This window comes from Kluyvera fluvialis (assembly GCF_059725275.1).
In genome coordinates, this window is record NZ_AP046142.1 from 3,849,190 (window position 1) to 3,864,607 (window position 15,418).

The 15,418-nt window shown below is 49.8% G+C and carries 17 protein-coding genes and 3 pseudogenes; 7 read left to right on the plus strand and 13 right to left on the minus strand.

What is annotated here, in order from left to right; all coding sequences use genetic code 11:
- The first annotated feature begins 10 nt into the window (after window positions 1–10).
- The 5 genes and pseudogenes from zorB1 to AC6I4B_RS18280 form a co-directional block, all read left to right on the plus strand.
- Window positions 11–751: a type I Zorya anti-phage system protein ZorB1 gene (gene zorB1 / locus AC6I4B_RS18260; protein WP_497767208.1), complete on the plus strand. Its 741-nt coding sequence runs from the start codon at window positions 11–13 to the stop codon at window positions 749–751.
- Complete coding sequence (gene zorC / locus AC6I4B_RS18265) at window positions 748–2,427, plus strand: type I Zorya anti-phage system protein ZorC (RefSeq protein ID WP_497767209.1); 1,680 nt, start codon at window positions 748–750, stop codon at window positions 2,425–2,427. The genes zorB1 and zorC overlap by 4 nt, the downstream gene beginning before the upstream one ends.
- Window positions 2,427–5,669, plus strand: a pseudogene (gene zorD / locus AC6I4B_RS18270) (type I Zorya anti-phage system protein ZorD). Before zorC ends, zorD begins: the two are co-directional and overlap by 1 nt.
- Window positions 5,670–5,887: 218 nt before the next feature.
- Window positions 5,888–5,974 (plus strand): annotated as a pseudogene (xreR2, locus tag AC6I4B_RS18275) (cell morphology transcriptional regulator XreR2); the annotation flags it as partial.
- Between the two features lie 2 nt (window positions 5,975–5,976).
- Window positions 5,977–6,175: pseudogene (locus tag AC6I4B_RS18280) on the plus strand (integrase domain-containing protein); the annotation flags it as partial.
- A 715-nt stretch (window positions 6,176–6,890) separates the two neighbouring features.
- Here the strand turns inward: AC6I4B_RS18280 and AC6I4B_RS18285 are convergent.
- The 13 genes from AC6I4B_RS18285 to AC6I4B_RS18345 form a co-directional block, all read right to left on the minus strand.
- A complete protein-coding gene (locus AC6I4B_RS18285; RefSeq protein WP_064793341.1) occupies window positions 6,891–7,259 on the minus strand; it encodes a TA system toxin CbtA family protein in 369 nt (122 codons plus the stop codon).
- Between the two features lie 20 nt (window positions 7,260–7,279).
- A complete protein-coding gene (locus tag AC6I4B_RS18290; protein WP_064793340.1) occupies window positions 7,280–7,597 on the minus strand; it encodes a type IV toxin-antitoxin system YeeU family antitoxin in 318 nt (105 codons plus the stop codon).
- Window positions 7,598–7,671: 74 nt separating this feature from the next.
- The gene (locus AC6I4B_RS18295) at window positions 7,672–7,836 is read right to left on the minus strand and encodes a DUF987 family protein (RefSeq protein ID WP_072025243.1); all 165 of its coding nucleotides are present in this window, start codon (window positions 7,834–7,836) and stop codon (window positions 7,672–7,674) included.
- Between the two features lie 8 nt (window positions 7,837–7,844).
- Window positions 7,845–8,321, minus strand: coding sequence for a RadC family protein (gene radC, locus AC6I4B_RS18300; RefSeq protein WP_063844627.1), 477 nt, complete (start codon window positions 8,319–8,321; stop codon window positions 7,845–7,847).
- 15 nt (window positions 8,322–8,336) lie between these two features.
- Window positions 8,337–8,795, minus strand: a complete 459-nt coding sequence (locus AC6I4B_RS18305) for an antirestriction protein (RefSeq protein ID WP_481786578.1) — start codon at window positions 8,793–8,795, stop codon at window positions 8,337–8,339.
- A gap of 101 nt (window positions 8,796–8,896) precedes the next feature.
- Window positions 8,897–9,136 carry a DUF905 domain-containing protein gene (locus AC6I4B_RS18310; protein WP_063844625.1) on the minus strand — a complete coding sequence of 80 codons (240 nt, stop codon included), beginning with the start codon at window positions 9,134–9,136 and terminating at the stop codon, window positions 8,897–8,899.
- Between the two features lie 76 nt (window positions 9,137–9,212).
- Window positions 9,213–9,680 (minus strand): YfjT/YkfB family phage-associated protein, encoded by a 468-nt coding sequence (locus AC6I4B_RS18315; protein ID WP_497767212.1) that lies wholly within the window; start codon window positions 9,678–9,680, stop codon window positions 9,213–9,215.
- A gap of 23 nt (window positions 9,681–9,703) precedes the next feature.
- Window positions 9,704–10,147 carry a YfjS/YafY family lipoprotein gene (locus tag AC6I4B_RS18320; RefSeq protein ID WP_029039038.1) on the minus strand — a complete coding sequence of 148 codons (444 nt, stop codon included), beginning with the start codon at window positions 10,145–10,147 and terminating at the stop codon, window positions 9,704–9,706.
- Window positions 10,147–10,383, minus strand: a complete 237-nt coding sequence (gene ypjK / locus AC6I4B_RS18325) for a protein YpjK (RefSeq protein ID WP_032181217.1) — start codon at window positions 10,381–10,383, stop codon at window positions 10,147–10,149. Before ypjK ends, AC6I4B_RS18320 begins: the two co-directional genes overlap by 1 nt.
- 40 nt (window positions 10,384–10,423) lie before the next feature.
- Window positions 10,424–11,125 carry a DeoR family transcriptional regulator gene (locus AC6I4B_RS18330; RefSeq protein ID WP_172729040.1) on the minus strand — a complete coding sequence of 234 codons (702 nt, stop codon included), beginning with the start codon at window positions 11,123–11,125 and terminating at the stop codon, window positions 10,424–10,426.
- A 216-nt stretch (window positions 11,126–11,341) separates the two neighbouring features.
- Window positions 11,342–12,163 carry a DUF932 domain-containing protein gene (locus tag AC6I4B_RS18335; protein ID WP_481786568.1) on the minus strand — a complete coding sequence of 274 codons (822 nt, stop codon included), beginning with the start codon at window positions 12,161–12,163 and terminating at the stop codon, window positions 11,342–11,344.
- 89 nt (window positions 12,164–12,252) lie between these two features.
- Window positions 12,253–13,116 carry a GTPase family protein gene (locus tag AC6I4B_RS18340; protein WP_497767214.1) on the minus strand — a complete coding sequence of 288 codons (864 nt, stop codon included), beginning with the start codon at window positions 13,114–13,116 and terminating at the stop codon, window positions 12,253–12,255.
- A 120-nt stretch (window positions 13,117–13,236) separates the two neighbouring features.
- Complete coding sequence (locus AC6I4B_RS18345) at window positions 13,237–13,998, minus strand: YagM family protein (RefSeq protein ID WP_200110467.1); 762 nt, start codon at window positions 13,996–13,998, stop codon at window positions 13,237–13,239.
- 287 nt (window positions 13,999–14,285) lie between these two features.
- Here AC6I4B_RS18345 and AC6I4B_RS18350 point away from each other — a divergent pair, with 287 nt between their 5' ends.
- Window positions 14,286–14,864, plus strand: coding sequence for a YagK/YfjJ domain-containing protein (locus AC6I4B_RS18350; protein ID WP_200025898.1), 579 nt, complete (start codon window positions 14,286–14,288; stop codon window positions 14,862–14,864).
- 121 nt (window positions 14,865–14,985) lie between these two features.
- Window positions 14,986–15,192 carry a helix-turn-helix transcriptional regulator gene (locus AC6I4B_RS18355; RefSeq protein ID WP_047620701.1) on the plus strand — a complete coding sequence of 69 codons (207 nt, stop codon included), beginning with the start codon at window positions 14,986–14,988 and terminating at the stop codon, window positions 15,190–15,192.
- Window positions 15,193–15,418 lie beyond the last annotated feature (226 nt).

The following is a 15,418-nucleotide window of genomic DNA, read 5'->3' on the forward strand; positions in this document are numbered from 1 at the left end:
GTGACGTCTGATGTTTGGAAATGCATTTGGCGTTAAAAAGCGCCGTGGTGATGAAGCTGAGAAGCCCTTCTGGATTTCTTACGCCGATCTGATGACTGCCATGATGGTCTTATTTCTAGTGGTGATGGTCGCGTCGCTGAGCTCCGTTACACAACGTATTCAACGCGCAGAGCAAGGGGAAAAAGTCAGGGGACAGGATATCGCCAGATTATGTGAGCGACTGGAGCTGCATGCCCGTAGTGTGAACAAAACCATCGTGGTGGATTGTCACGATAACCGCATCAGCTTTGGCGAGGCAGGTCGTTTCGATCACAACCGATTCTTCCTGAATGCCGAAGGGCAAAAAGCACTGCAGGATGTCGTTCCGCTGGTGCTGGAGGCATCCGATAGTGACGAAGGCAAAAAGTGGTTCAAGCAGATCGTCATCGAAGGTTTTACCGACACCGATGGCTCGTATCTTTACAACCTGCATCTCTCCCTTCAGCGCTCTGAATGGGTGATGTGCAGTTTGCTCGATAGCCGCAGTCCTCTGCAAAACAGCATTTCTGCAGAGCAGCAGATCCAAATTCGTAAGCTTTTCCTTGCTGGTGGCGTCTCATTTAACAACGCCAAAGAAAGCAAAGAAGCCAGTCGCCGCGTTGAGTTGCGCATGCAGTTCTTTGGGCTTAAGGATAAACGAGATGGGGCCGAAGAGGTAGATTTCCCTCCGGTGGTCAACAAAGAAGTTTGCCAGTTGGTAATGCCGCAATGACACCCGCGCTGAGTTCTCTATCGCAACGCATTGCAGCGAAGCTGTCTTCCAGACTGCAGGATGATAATTACCTGCGTAATGATTTTCACGCGCTGGCTTCTGCAGGCCGCGAGATGGAAACGCGGTTTGATAAAGCAGAGAAAATCCCGACACCTCCACATGAAATGCGGCTGGCAGCCCTGCGTCGTTTCCGCCTTGCGGAAGAACTGACTGAACGTGAATGGCGGATGGTGTTTTATGGCCTCGCCGATGCTGATCCGCTCTACCCCGACCAGCCAGTATTACTGGAGGATGATACATACTTCCCCCATGTCGACAGCGCTATCAAAAAACAGATTGAGTCTAAGACACTGAAGCGCAAGGACTGGGCAGCACTCTGTTCAAGTTATTTTGCCTACAAACACGAATCGCCAGAAAGAAACCCACACTGGTGTGTACTGCGCGGTCATATCGCCAAGGGATACCCCGTAGTAAAAGCCGCTATCCGTAGAGAAAAGTCGTGGATGAAAACTATTGAGTTTTATCACGACATTTTTACACCTCAGGCTGGCGGTGTAATATCCCAACAGCTCCTTTCCGGTGAGAGTAACTCTTTATCATCATTAGAAAAAATAGCACAAATCCCCGATAGCAGCTGGTTGTGGAAGCGTATTTTCACGGTGTTGCTGGCGCAGCTTGATACTCTGGATGATCCTCATTATCTGGAGAAAATCAGTTGGCTATTAGGTCTGGCGGCGCAGTGGATACGTTTTCGTGATGACATTATGACGGCGACGCTAACCCGCTATTATCATTCGATTTATCGTGATCAAGCACATTCAGCCTTGAAACAGGCGGCGCTGGAATTCTGGGATAACCCTCAGCTGAAAAGCCAGCAGAACAAGTGGCACCAGTATGTTTCTGAACCCGTCGCAGCGATGGTGCGGGGTTGGCTAGCAAAACAAGACCTGATGCACTTCTTTGAACTGCTTCGCGGCAATGGTGATGTTGATCAGGCACGACTCCACTATTGGCTGCGGTTTGCCAACCAGATGGGATTCACCCGCATCGTTATGGGGCCGGATGCCTGGCACGATCGTGGAGGTGATTTTGTGAAATTCCGTGAGGAAAACAAAGGTCGGTTAAGCTATTTACGAGGTGGACGTAACCTGGATAACGCCATGATTATGCAAATCAATGATTATCTGTTCGTTGAGTTTTCCGGAACAGGTAATGCAATGTATGCTTATCGGATCGGCCATTCTCCCTTTAACCCTGAATCACATACCCTGGACATCAACCATCTCAAGGACCAGGGACGCTGTGCGCTCCGCATGCCACATATGCCTCGAGCAGAGGGCTATAACAAGGTCCGTATCACCGGCTGGATGTTGAAATATGACGATGAACTGCGCAAGCTTGGTATCCGCTGGATGGCAGAAGAACCGGTGAAATTCATCGACAAAAAAGTACCTTCTTCGCCCTCTACATCTGAGCTCAAAATCATCAATCCGTTGCGTGATACGGCAATACAGCACCTGGTTGAAAACACCTCATGCATCGTCAGCGATAACCGGCAAAAAGGTGGGGTGCTGTCTGTTCAGCTCAAATCACCGAATGACACGACGGAAAGAGAGTTGCTCCGACTCGGTTTTGCCCCTGTGACTAAAGAACCACATCGCTACTGGATCAAATAATGCTCAAACGTCTGTTAAGTAAACTGACGGGAAACCGTCAGCAGATAGAACGCCATCTAAAGAATCAGTACCAGGTTGAGGAAAACGGCCTCAGTTTTCCTCAATCTTTGGTGAATGATCCTGATCTTTGGGCTCTGGCATCCTGGCTTGAGCAATTGGTTGAAGAAGACTATCTGATATCACTCAAAGACCGGTGGTTGTTGAGCTGGGAGGCGTTGTACCGCCTGCTGGAAGATCAAGAGCATGCAAGTAGCCTGCCTTTGATTGGCGTCCCTGAGGTTTTGCCATTACGCGCAAGTTTGAGTTCACGAGGGGCATTAAGCGATGGTGATTTTCGCGTCTGGATTACTGAATGGGCCACTCTTCCGACGCGCCACCCCATCCGTCTCAGCCGTACAGGTGCTATTTTTACCCATGAAAATAAGCAGCATTTGTTATCGCGGGAAAACTGGGCGCTCTTGCAGTCAGTTGAGCAACTCGGTGCATTGCAATTACAGTCTCCCGGTGAAACAACCAATCAGCTGGGATGGGCAGCTATCCGTAAATGCGCAAAACAAGCCGCCGCAAAATTTGATGATTATTTAGAAAAAACGCACGTCATCAAACCAACGTCATTATCGTTACGCCTGCGCAAAGCAACAATTGCTGATACTGCCGTTATCGAGATTGAACCTCACTTCGAGGACCAGCCCGTCAACTGGCTTGGCAGTTTTGACAAAAACTCGCAGGTTCATGATAGCTACCGCATCCCCGGGGAGAATGGCGAACTCAGCCATGTCATCATCCCTTCCGAAGTGAAAGACGTCCTGAATTCAATACACTCAATCCCAGGCCGTCGGGTGGCCGGTAGTGAAGCGCTTTCCTTTGTTCGCAACCCCTATACTTTCCTGGGTGAAGATGCCGCCAGTGTTATTTCCCCTGAAGAACATGAGCAGGCACTGTTTGATGCCCATATTTTCTTCCATCATTTCAGACTTCAACCCCGTGTAAATGATGAGAACAAGATAGACGATATTACGCTGGTACTTGAGCCAATCTCCCCCATGCCGCAACCAGAAGTGACATTTCTTTTCTCGGCACCGTGGGAACTGGATAAATTTGTACAGGCATTGGGGATCAGTGTTGCCGCACAAATGCCAGCGGGTTCCTGACAGGGTTACGAGCTGGAACTGAGCCAATTCACTGAACAGCAATGGCATGATTGCCAGTCGCTGTTGTCGCGCTGGCAACTGGAAGTCGAGGGTAAAGAATTTAATGATGTCCTGGATCTCGGTAAATATGGCGATCGCGTCATTGGCATTGGTGAGTTCGAAAAAATATCCTCCCCCTGGTTGACCAAGGCACAAAGCGAAAACTGGCTCCCTAATGACATCGATTTCTCTGCATTTTCGGTAGAAACACTCGATGGTTGGCAACCTGAAAACCTGCAGCATTTCGATGAACTGCAGGAGAGAATCGCCCAGGCTGAAGCGGCTGGCGAAACGCATATCATCGCTCCCTGGAATGAGACTGAACTGCCGCTGGATGCCGCGAAAACCTTCAGCAAGAACTGGGAAAAACAGCAGAACACAGCACATGAATCAGAGGGGAATATTGCAGATAAAGCAGCCCGCGCGGTCCTCAAAATTGAACAAAACATTGAAGAAGCGACCTATATCAAACAGCGCCGAGATTCACTCCTCAATGCACGCCATGCTGAACCTGAAATTCCGCTAAGTCTTAAAGAGCACATCCAACTCAAAGACCATCAGCGTGAAGGTGTGGCCTGGCTCCAGCAACTCTTCCTTCGTTCACCACAGGAAACGGCGGGTTGCCTGCTAGCCGATGATATGGGGCTGGGGAAAACGCTGCAGATCCTGAGCTTTCTGGTCTGGTTTATTGAAAAATTCCCTGATGAGCCACCAAGCCTCATCGTTGCCCCCGTTTCTCTTTTGGATAACTGGGAACGTGAGCTGGACAATTTCTTCTACACTGCCGGAATTCCTGTGATGAAATTATATGGTGACACCATTAAAGCGGTGAAATACCCGAAACAGGCTATTCCTGCTCATCTGCAATCTCAGGGGATCAAAAATCTGCTCAAACCCGGCTGGCAGGGTGAGGCGAAAATAATTCTGACAACCTACGAAACGCTTCGCGATCAGGAGTTCTCACTGGCCCGCCAGCCATGGTCCATCATGGTCTGCGACGAGGCACAAAAAATAAAGAACCCAGCAGCATTGATTACCCATGCCGCCAATGCGATACAAGCTAGGTTTAAAGTGGCATGCACCGGCACTCCTGTCGAAAACACGCTTGTAGACCTGTGGAGCCTCTTTGATTTCGCTCAGCCAGGTCTGTTAGGGGCGCTCAACGAATTTGGCAAACACTATGTTCGCCCTATCGAGAACGAAGCAGGCCGTGATACAGAACGACTGGAAAGTTTACGGGACTTGATTGAATCACAGACATTACGCAGAACCAAAGAAGAGGTCGCGCGCGATCTGCCGCAAAAAATTGAAGTCACCAGTTGTAAACAACTACCGTTCTCCGGCCCTCAAAAGCAACTCTACCTTTCTTCGATTGCCAACTGGCAACAGCAGCAGGCACTCAGTGAGGGGATGCAGCAGGCGGGCGCAGGGATGTTGGGGCTATTACATCGGCTCAAACTCATTTGTGCGCATCCGGCAGTGGTTAACCCGGAACCTCGCTACCAGGAAGGCTCGCCAAAACTCAACTGGATGCTGAAAACGCTGGATGAAATTAAGCACACCAGCAAAGACAAAGTTATTATCTTTACTGAACTGCGCGATCTCCAAAGAGAAATCCAGCATGCTGTCCAGCAGCGTTTTGGATTCCGTCCGGTGATAATCAACGGTGATACCAGCACGAAAAGTCAGAGCCAGAACAGCCGCCAGCGATTGATTGACGATTTCCAGGCCCAACCCGGCTTCGGCGTAATTATTCTCTCTACAGTCGCCGTTGGCTTTGGGGTTAACGTTCAGAAAGCCAACCACGTTATTCATTTCACCCGCTGCTGGAATCCGGCAAAAGAAGATCAGGCAACTGACCGCGCTTACCGTATCGGTCAAACAAAAGATGTGTATGTCTATTACCCGACGGTAAGAGACGCTGAAATCACAACGTTTGAAGAAACGCTAGACGAACTCCTTCAGCGCCGCCGGGCATTGGCCAGGGATATGTTGTGCTCAACACCGGACCTGAGCAGTACTGATTTTGAAAACATTTTAAAAGGGGCATAACCGCTCAAATTTCGCACTGAAAAGATGTTTAGGTCCATTTCAAAGACAAAAGCTGTTGCTGACCACCTTCACAAGAGGGGGGTAAATGCAGGGATAAAAACGGAACAAATACTGACCGAGCTGTTGTGCGAACTGGTCTGGTATTTCACGGCAGGACTCAAAGCCCCGCGCTGGCTGCGCACCGCCAATAGCGTGAAATTTATCGGCGAGGTGGCTGTATGACACAACAGGACTGGCACCCCGCCGACATTATCGCCGCGCTGAAAAAGCGGGGAACGTCTCTGGCGGCGCTTTCCCGCAAGGCGTTGCGCTGGAACACGCCTTACCTGTCGCAAAACAACGTGATGGCAAATTGATCGACAAACCCGATCTCAAAACAGCGATGGAACACTGGCACAAACAGGCGGCTAAAGTCTGGCTGACGGGCGAATGTTCCCCACACTCGCTGCGTTATGCGTGGGCGCTGGGTGAAACAGGTGTACGGCTACCGCTGGAAAGAGGAATAACGGCTTTCATGACTGGCGCGGAATAATGCGTTAAGCCGTAACGACGGCGGTATCTCTGATGCCCCCTCTGTACCGGATAAGGTTCAGGGGGCGAGCCAGTTTTGATGGCGCAAAATCAGACAGCGATAATGTATCTGGCGCAAATGCTCATAGCACATCCCTGGATAAACTAGCTGCACCACAAAGGGAAAGGGCATAAAGGTTTTAAGGGTAACAGCGCCTTACCGGAAAAGGCCAAACCTGAAGGGCCGGTACTGCCGCAGGCCTGAATATTTATGGGAGTAGAATATGCGTTTTGTTGCTCACTCCATTACCCAGCGCATACAGCCAGGCACCACACGGTGGTATTTTCCCAATCTGCATAAGCCACTGTTTATTAACTGACCGCATTTATCTTCATAGCCGCGACAACACATCCTGGGCTAGCGAGCTCATAGGTAGCCATACCATGTTAAACAAGTACACGGGAGGAGAAATAAGGTGATTTTTATGAAAGGGAATTTCGTAACTTATTGATTTCATGGTGCGATAATAGGAACATAACACACCACATATACTCTTTGATAAATATAACTATTTTCTTGTTTCATCTTTATAAATGCCCCCTTTTGTGCCCCCACCTTGTTTTTCATGCGACTCGATGAGACTTTCATCGAGTCGTTAATCTCATCAAATTCTTCACGTATCGTGGAAACCTTCGTAGATCTCCATCCCCTCACAGCCGTGATCGGCTAAGAACAATATTACTTACCTCCCTGTAAGAACACCGGCTCATCAGCCCGCACGCTTTCCTGGCTTGAAGAATGTCTGTCGCAGTCAAATATGGTGCTTGTACCTGAGAGGTAAATCCATTGCGATCAATACGAACTAACTCATATTTCTCTACCAGAAAGTTAACGGCATTAGCCAGAGTGATACCGGCATCGATATGCTCCTTTATAACGGTTTCATCGCTAAAAGGTGTGTCGCTTAGCATTAGGCCATAGTGCTGCTCAAGCAGACGAGTAAGTAACATTTGCCAGACTGCAACGGGCGACAGACAGGGCTTCGCCGCCCGCGAAATTATAGCAGGTAGGGTTTTCATGTTTGCTCTCGTGAAAGTAATTAGCGCTGAGTGGGATAAATGGCGATGTATACGTAGCCGCAACTACCAAGAGTATCGGCTTCGCAGGTAAAACCGTTGTGGTACAGGGTAACGCAGTGGGCATGACGGGGATTAAGTTCGCCAGTGGTCAGCACCGACTCTATCTGGCTGATAAAATGTGGAAATACCACATCCAGCTTAATACATTGGGCATCACTAAACTTACCGGTGATACTGGCCCGGTCATCGAGATAGTGCAGCCGGTTGCCCTCCTGCACCAGACGTGCTCCCAGGCGCGGCGTGATATCCCTCTGCAGGCCCCATGTGGTGTTGCTCATTTATAACCTCTTTATTGTCAGTTCAGGGTAATACTCATCAGGCAGGCATACGTTCTGTTGCGGTCCTGGCGACGTTAGGCGTATACCGCCAGCACGCCGGGAATGTCAGGAACTACCTTACCGGTGTAATGACAGACGCTACCGTGCCACTGATATTTTCCGGTGCAGTAGCGAAAGATTCGGGACTCAGGATGCTGGCGGTATATCGTCATTGCCCGGCGTTTACTGATAATTTTCATGTCATACCTCAAAGCAAACCGTGTTCAGCGAACGAATAGATTTGCCTGCCACCGACAATCAGATGGTCAGGGACTCGGATATCTACCAGTTGAAGTACCTGTACCAGCCGCTGCGTAAGGGCTTTGTCAGCCTGGCTGGGTGTTGTCTCACCAGAGGGATGGTTGTGCGCGAGTATCACCGCCGCCGCGTTGAAGTACAGGGCACGTTTCACCACTTCCCGGGGATGCACCTCGGTACGGTTAATCGTGCCTGTGAAGAGCGTCTCATGGGCAATCAACTGATTCTGGTTGTCCAGATACAACACACGGAACTCTTCCCGCTCAAGCGCGGCCATATGCAGTCGCAGCCATTCACGGACAGCATGTGAAGAGGTGAAGGCCACGCCGGGCTCATGCAGGTGTCGGTCCAGAGCCCTGAGTGCCCGCTGAATGAGACGCCGGTCCTGTGGTGTTATCTCGCCAGGTAAAAAGGAAAGCTGTTTCATTCGTTGTTCCTCCGGTCAGTCGATGATGCGCAGAATAGCGTGAGCTTCTGGATGTTGCAGGGCGTAGTCACGCAGGCGGTAAAAGTGTGCAGTTATCGCGTCACACTCTGTACGGCAGGCATGGTGACTGTACGCAATCATGCAGACAGCAATGCCCGCAGCTTCTGCGCTCATTTGGGCATCATTGCCGTTCATGCTGTTGAGCAGATGCCATTTATCGTCACTGTCAGCATCAGGGGCCATAAACGCGCCGCCATTGCTGAGGGTGTAGAACGACCAGATACCGCCGCTGTAGGTCGCACAGAAACGCTCCATCCAGGCAAAAATACGCGGCTCCAGGGTTAGCCATTGCGGGATAGTGCCAAAATGCTGCGGCCAGAAATCGATACGTTGTTCATCGGGGACCTGCGTGACGGTCAGTTCAAATTCGGGTTGGTTAGCGGGTGCGAGGTCGTACTGCGTCTGCGTTGTCATGGATATGTCTCCGTCAATAAAAACGCCAGCGGCGATGACTGGCGTATAGGGGAATAAAGGGTGTTCGGACAGGTGGAATGTTGCAGGTAAATGCTTCGCGGTCAGCGGGTGGACGTGTCTGTACAGATGCCTGAGGTGCGGATATAACGGTTAAGACCTTCACCGGCATCCGGCTCAAAATTCCATGCCCGCCAGACCATCCGGCCTTCAGTGTCACGAACCACCAGGCGGAAGTGACTGCCCTGGTCGTCTTCGAGTGTGATATTGCAGTATGTGGTAGTGACCGCTTGCGCTTGTCTCCGGGTGAAAGGCCCCGGTGGCAGTAACACGGATTGGGACATTTTCGGGCTCCTGATAAAAGAAAACCCCGGCAGCCTGATGGCTGTCGGGGTTGGTTTGCGTAAGGAGGAACGGCTTTCAGTCGTTACCGCAGTCTCCGGGAGTGGGCAGAACTTTCTCTGCGTTCTTCAGGTCCACAGTGAAAGTCCCTGCTTTACGGCCATTGACGTAAACGTCAAACTGCCCGGTCTTACGGATATCCATGATGAAGTCATACCAGGCGTTATCGCCGTTACGCCAACCAAGGGTTGAGGGAATGGCATATTGCTTATGGTCCATCACCACGGTGACTGTGGTGCCATCATCGTGCGAACTGACCATTCTGTTATCCGCCAGGGTAAGAAAAGCAGAATGTTGGTAGAAACCATTCTGGTCCTGGCTCCCTGTGCAGTTGATGGTAAATGTCTTCCCACTGGTATCGGTCACGCTGTATTCCGTATTGCCCTGGCCATAGCCCTGCTGCCAGAATCCGGGAACCGCAGAGGCTGTAAAGCTGGTAAACAGTGAACATGCCAGTACAAACCGGCTTAGTGAATCTATTGTCATTTCTGTCTCCTTTATCGTTGTTTTTATTCGTGGTTCTCAGGGTTTGAGGGTATCAGCAGTCGCCCCATCAGTTTGCCGTCATGGGCGTACTCAAAGTATCTTTCTTTGGTATACGGGTCCGTCACCTCCTGGTATTCCAGTTTGATGTTATCGGCAATACAAAGCGCATTCATCAGCGGCTGGACGGTTTTTTCCTGCATATCCGCGAGGTAGTAGTAACTACCGCCCTCGCAGCCATCGGGCGACTCACGGGTACGTAAGACCTGCAGGGTGAGACCAGATGAGAAGCCAACCTGTGACCATTCTTCGCTGACATCATCCTGGCGGCTGACCACATCGCTGAAGCGCGGCGGAGTGAGGTCCTTGAATTTGCTGATGGCCTTCAGTTCATCACTTCTGTCATCGCAGGCGCTCAGAAACAGAGTGGTGGCAACCAGTGCCAGCAGAGGCAGTGTTTTACGTTTCATTATTTTTTTCCTGAAATCAGTCGAACCACTTTGGCAAAGACATAAATGCCCACGAAAATACCCACCGGCACGCCGACGAACGGTGTCAGCGCGACACTGGCGGCACCTGCTGCACCTCCGCCCGTCAACAGTGCAGCAACGGTGGCAAGTGTCAGGGCCGTGAGGCTGTCGGACACCCCGGTTTTGTTCAGAATGATGACGATGACAACAATGGCGATAATGGCAATAACGGGCATAGGGCTCCTCCCAGTTGCCGGGTTGATAACAACGCTTGCGCTATTCTGGTGGGCTGTCGGCCGGAACAAACGTAAGCAGTGACTGCTGGATAAAGCGAAAATGGGGTAAGGTCTGAATAAATACCGGGTCTTCAACAAGACGACACAGACTGTCATTACGCCGGAAAGTCTCCTGCAGGGGCTGAACCAGATGGATTTCATCCAGGGTGAATACGGCGATATGTCCGTCGTGTTCAGCAACCAGATACCAGGCCTGCTGGTGGATGAGTAACCGGCAGGGAGCCAGCCGCTCACAGCGCTGCCCCTCGGCAATCAGCGTCACCCGCTTGCGCCCGGTAATAGCCTGAATCAGTCGCCAGAAACACAATGCGCCTGACGGCGAAGAAACCGGACTGGCTGGCGCTATTACGCAGGGGGACTCATCGCACATCAGCAGTGCGTTCACCAGACGACGGTCAAAACCTGGAAAAAGACCGGCCATCCCGCTGCGGTGGGCAAAGATAAGCACGTCGGGCACCATCTGCGTCTCACTGCCCGCAGTGCGTAAGCGGCAATATCCGGACTGATACTCCAGGTCCAGATACATCAGCCTCTCACGAAAATCACGCCGCAGCGTGCGCACCGACACACCAAACTCAGCGGCCAGCTTACGCACACTCAGCGTTTCCCCCGCCACCAGACGGCTGATTATCAGTGACAGTCTGACAGCCAGCCGGTCATGGCGGCGTTCTGCCTGTGTCATGAGACGTTCTCCGTGGAAGTTAACTGACTGAAAATGATGTGATTATTCTAAATAGAGGGGCGGACAGGGTATGGACACAGCAGAAACTATTTTTCATTTCTGCAAAAGCCAGATGTAGCGGGGGTTGCAGTACATCCCTCGGTGAGTGAGGACCGCCAGCACGTTGCAATGCGGACAGGTGGTGTCCGATATTAACAACGTGGCAACATGAAACGGTTACTGCAACTGAGTGAGCATCGCTTCCGCCATCACCCATAGTGCCCGGTTAAGTTTCACGTCCCCGTCAATACCGCGAACGGCACGGGTATGTGACCGTCCTCCTTTGGCGTTACGCCCACTGAGACCGCCCTTAATCAGGTTCTCCTGAATACACTGGTACGTGGTCCACAGGTCATTGCTCTCATCCTGCCAGCGACGCGGGGAGAGGATCTGCGACTCAGTAACTGGTTGGTGGTCTTCACCAAAGCGGTATGTGAGCGCAGCTTTTGCTAGTGCCTGCTGCGCCGGTGGTGGCAACAGCAACGACTGCATCGCATCCCGCTTTTCCTCCACTCGGTCAAAAATCCCCAGTACCTCATACGCTCCTTCAATCACCTGACTTACCACGTCCCCCTTGTGCGGCACACGCACCTCGCCAAACGACTCACCACAGACGAGCCCGTTCTGACAAACTGCACGAAATAGTCCCGGCAACATCTGGTACGAACTGGTGCCATCATGTGAATTCAGCAAAATGATTTCCGGCACCTGCTTACCGGTAATCTGCCCCTCCCGACGAAGGCGCAGCATATGCTTGGTGTGTTCCCGACGACCTGGGTCACGCACGCGGGTCTGACAGGCAAAGAACGGCTGTAAGCCTTCGCGCTGCAGGCTCTCCAGCAGGGAGATGGTCGGAATATAGGTATAGCGTTCACTGCGGGATTCGTGTTTATCCTCACTGAATACGCTCGGCACCACGCGAAACAGCTCCTCGCGGGTTAACGGGCGGTCACGGCGAATAAGATTTGCAGCGCCAAAGCGCGAAGCCAAACGGGTCATAAGCAGACTCCTCATAACGGGAAACAATAAAAGAAAGCCCTGTCGCACAGGCGACAGGGCTCAGGGATTAACAGGTTGGAATTAAATTCTCAGAAGAAGAAATCCCAGACGGCACGGGCCACGGACACCACGGAGGTGCGCACGGCCTGAATGACGAGCCGCACCGGGGCTGGTATCAGGGGAAAGGCACTGACTGTATCGAGCACAGCACCTACGGTTTCACCGAAATCGTCACGGGCCTGCTCCCGAACTACCGTAGTGCGAAAGGGATGTTGCAGTTGTGCCACCATCGGGCTGCTGGCTTCGCGTGGCAGACACTTAATCATCCGTTCAGCCATCACCCGTAGTCCCCACGGCAGACGGACAGACACCGCACAGACTGGATGCACAGGCTGGAACAGCTCATGCAGCAGACAGATTTTGCGGCTGACATTCTGCTTCTGCACGGTGGACAATAGTCCCCCATCGCTGGTGGGTTCGGCCTTATCCGACTGGCTGATAACAAACAGCACCTTATGCCGGTAAGCCTCACCAATCACCTGATGATAAAAATGTTCATCCACCGACAGCGCCCGGTCATCAGCTTTAATCAGCCACAGCACCAAATCGAGCCGGGGAAGCTGTTCACGGTACAGCGCAGCATACTCGGTATCGCGAACGCCACTTTCGCCCACGCCGGGTAGATCAACTAACGTCATAAAGCGGTCGCCAACCTGCAGGCGAAAGCGCAAAGGTTCGCGGGTGCAGGCTGCGACATCGCTGACTGGTGATACTTCGCCGACAAACAGGGCATTGCAAAGGCTACTCTTTCCCGCCCCGGTTTTACCCATAATGCCGATCACTGGCTCGTAATGGGTTAACTGATTTATCTGCTGCAATATACGTTCAGATACCCATTGCGGTAGACCGGAAAGCGAATGGTTTAGTGGCTGTAAGCCTCGTGGGTTATTCATGACTACTCCTGCAATAAATAAAACTAAAACGGCAGAACCGTGAAGTCCTGCCGTTATGCTGGTATATTCATGAAAATGATATATATCTGAATATGTTTTGAATGATGATTTTCTATTGAATCATCCTAAATACTTCCAGTACTCGTAAGGAAGGTTAATGGTGGCTTTAGGAGGATATAGTTGATTAGGCAACGCTTTATCGATATGCAAAGCTGCAACAAAAATAAACCCATCCCGAAAGGCCGCAACAGGAACCCATGAAAGATACGCTGTATGCAGATACTTCTTATTTCTCTGCATGTATTCATTAATTCCAATGTTGCAAAAATCAATAGCGCGAACATAGCAGATTGATTGGATATCAAACAAATACTTGTCAACAATGAAAAATGGAATTGTTATCTGGATTAAATCGAACTCGAACTTTTCAACAGGATGCTTTTTTATACATAAGTAAACATATTTAGATATACCATCATCTTCTGGCATATGAACTTCAATATTTTCTTCTATCTTTGCCTTAAATTCTTTTTTGTAAGAATCCCATTCATCAAACATTGGAAGAGAAAAGGACATTATTGGTTCAGATCGAATACGAAAAACAAGTTTCTCAGACAGCAGATGAAGATACTTCAGCGTGGAATCATCTTTATGCTGCTGCGTTTCGAAGTGACGAACCTCATGATAAAACATGCTAAAAAGCCTGCTTTCAACCTCCTGAGTAATTCTATTTTGATATGTCACAAAATCAAGAATAGGTGCAGTGGATCGTAATAACTCACATATTACTTTCGAACGTGACGTGCCATTGGATTCGGCATACCTGTCGATTGAGTTAATCGTTAAATTATCATCGGTATTAAATGTTATTCTCTTTATCATAATTGTTATGCATTTTGTTGATTATGCATAATAACTTATCATAGGGGACAGTAAAGTGCCAGATCGCACTGCAATACTTCAGATTTCACGCACACATTTCTTCCTATGTAAGGCCACCATGCGAACCTGCGATAGAATCCTTGAAACCATCTGTTCTTACTGAATTAAGGTTAATTAGTATTATCACCCGGAGTTAACCATCCCCCTCCTGTAATCAATGCTCATCCCTGTATAAAAAACACATCACACATCTATCTATTGAACCCCATTTAGTTTGAGGATAGATAATGAAAGAACCCTACAATGCCAACCCTAATTACCCTATGCATTGTTTTCTTCTCGAAGATATAAACCACCACCTGGATGAAATGTTTGAGCGTTATTCACGCTTACTGGCTTTTCGTATGGATTTTGGCTGGAAACAAGGAAGTGAACGCTCGCAGCGTAATCTCATGGATGAGATGGAGGGCGAGATACAGCATCTGATGGATGTAGTATTTGGCCGAAAGATGGTTATTGGGTACTACTGGGTAATTGAATACAGACAACGTAAGGGGTTGCATGTGCATGCCATGTTTTATCTTGATGGGCAGAAGCATCGGAAATTTTATCCGACCTCGCGTGCGATAGGGGAAGAATGGCGCAGATTGACTGACGATGAAGGTCTCTTTCATCTGTGTTCCAAGAAAAAGCATTTCGTTGCGAATTCCGGAACGATAGTGGATCACCGCAATAGGCAAGCAGTAGATGAACTACGTTACGTAATCAGTTACTTAGCCAAATCTGAGCAGAAGTCACGAGGGGTTATTGCAGGCATGAATGCTATACCACCACGAAGCCGTAGAGGCAGGCCCAGGAAGGAGTAGCGACTGGTAAACATTGAGCCGAAGTTTTTTTACAACAGAAGCCATTGATGTGGAGGAGCTGACGGTAATGATTGATTTACTAACAGCTCTGGTTATTCATCCTTAACCGGAACACATCAACATGTATACAAAACCTGCACTACTTGAAGATCAATTCATTGATATGAAATTCATTACCCAGCTTACTGGCCTGAGCGATAAATGGTTCTATAAGCTGATACAGGATGGGGTATTCCCTAAACCAATTAAGCTGGGCAGAGCTTCTCGTTGGTTAAAAAGCGATCTTGAAGAATGGTTATATTACCGTATCTACGAATCCAGAAAGTAAAGCGCTCTAGCCCAGAATTAGAAAACCAAAATCGTTATAATGTGTTTTCATCAATACTTAAGACATCAAGATCATTTACCTTCGATTTCGCATCCACCAAGCCCTACCCTAAGCCAGGGAATTAAACCTTGTAGAGGTAAAAGGTGTTCTTTCAGTGACCGCCGGAACTGACAAATCGAATACCTGTCCCTAAACAATACACCCTCTATCAAAACTTATAAGAATC

What these genes read in the sequence shown, in the direction of transcription:
- AC6I4B_RS18330 (WP_172729040.1), bottom strand. Translation starts at nt 11,125, where the DNA reads ATGACACAGGCAGAACGCCGCCATGACCGGCTGGCTGTCAGACTGTCA.
- AC6I4B_RS18290 (WP_064793340.1), bottom strand. Translation starts at nt 7,597, where the DNA reads ATGAGCAACACCACATGGGGCCTGCAGAGGGATATCACGCCGCGCCTG.
- AC6I4B_RS18355 (WP_047620701.1), top strand. Translation starts at nt 14,986, where the DNA reads ATGTATACAAAACCTGCACTACTTGAAGATCAATTCATTGATATGAAA.
- zorC (WP_497767209.1), top strand. Translation starts at nt 748, where the DNA reads ATGACACCCGCGCTGAGTTCTCTATCGCAACGCATTGCAGCGAAGCTG.
- AC6I4B_RS18320 (WP_029039038.1), bottom strand. Translation starts at nt 10,147, where the DNA reads ATGAAACGTAAAACACTGCCTCTGCTGGCACTGGTTGCCACCACTCTG.
- AC6I4B_RS18315 (WP_497767212.1), bottom strand. Translation starts at nt 9,680, where the DNA reads ATGACAATAGATTCACTAAGCCGGTTTGTACTGGCATGTTCACTGTTT.
- AC6I4B_RS18305 (WP_481786578.1), bottom strand. Translation starts at nt 8,795, where the DNA reads ATGACAACGCAGACGCAGTACGACCTCGCACCCGCTAACCAACCCGAA.
- AC6I4B_RS18350 (WP_200025898.1), top strand. Translation starts at nt 14,286, where the DNA reads ATGAAAGAACCCTACAATGCCAACCCTAATTACCCTATGCATTGTTTT.
- AC6I4B_RS18310 (WP_063844625.1), bottom strand. Translation starts at nt 9,136, where the DNA reads ATGTCCCAATCCGTGTTACTGCCACCGGGGCCTTTCACCCGGAGACAA.
- ypjK (WP_032181217.1), bottom strand. Translation starts at nt 10,383, where the DNA reads ATGCCCGTTATTGCCATTATCGCCATTGTTGTCATCGTCATCATTCTG.
- AC6I4B_RS18295 (WP_072025243.1), bottom strand. Translation starts at nt 7,836, where the DNA reads ATGAAAATTATCAGTAAACGCCGGGCAATGACGATATACCGCCAGCAT.
- zorB1 (WP_497767208.1), top strand. Translation starts at nt 11, where the DNA reads ATGTTTGGAAATGCATTTGGCGTTAAAAAGCGCCGTGGTGATGAAGCT.
- AC6I4B_RS18345 (WP_200110467.1), bottom strand. Translation starts at nt 13,998, where the DNA reads ATGATAAAGAGAATAACATTTAATACCGATGATAATTTAACGATTAAC.
- AC6I4B_RS18335 (WP_481786568.1), bottom strand. Translation starts at nt 12,163, where the DNA reads ATGACCCGTTTGGCTTCGCGCTTTGGCGCTGCAAATCTTATTCGCCGT.
- radC (WP_063844627.1), bottom strand. Translation starts at nt 8,321, where the DNA reads ATGAAACAGCTTTCCTTTTTACCTGGCGAGATAACACCACAGGACCGG.
- AC6I4B_RS18285 (WP_064793341.1), bottom strand. Translation starts at nt 7,259, where the DNA reads ATGAAAACCCTACCTGCTATAATTTCGCGGGCGGCGAAGCCCTGTCTG.
- AC6I4B_RS18340 (WP_497767214.1), bottom strand. Translation starts at nt 13,116, where the DNA reads ATGAATAACCCACGAGGCTTACAGCCACTAAACCATTCGCTTTCCGGT.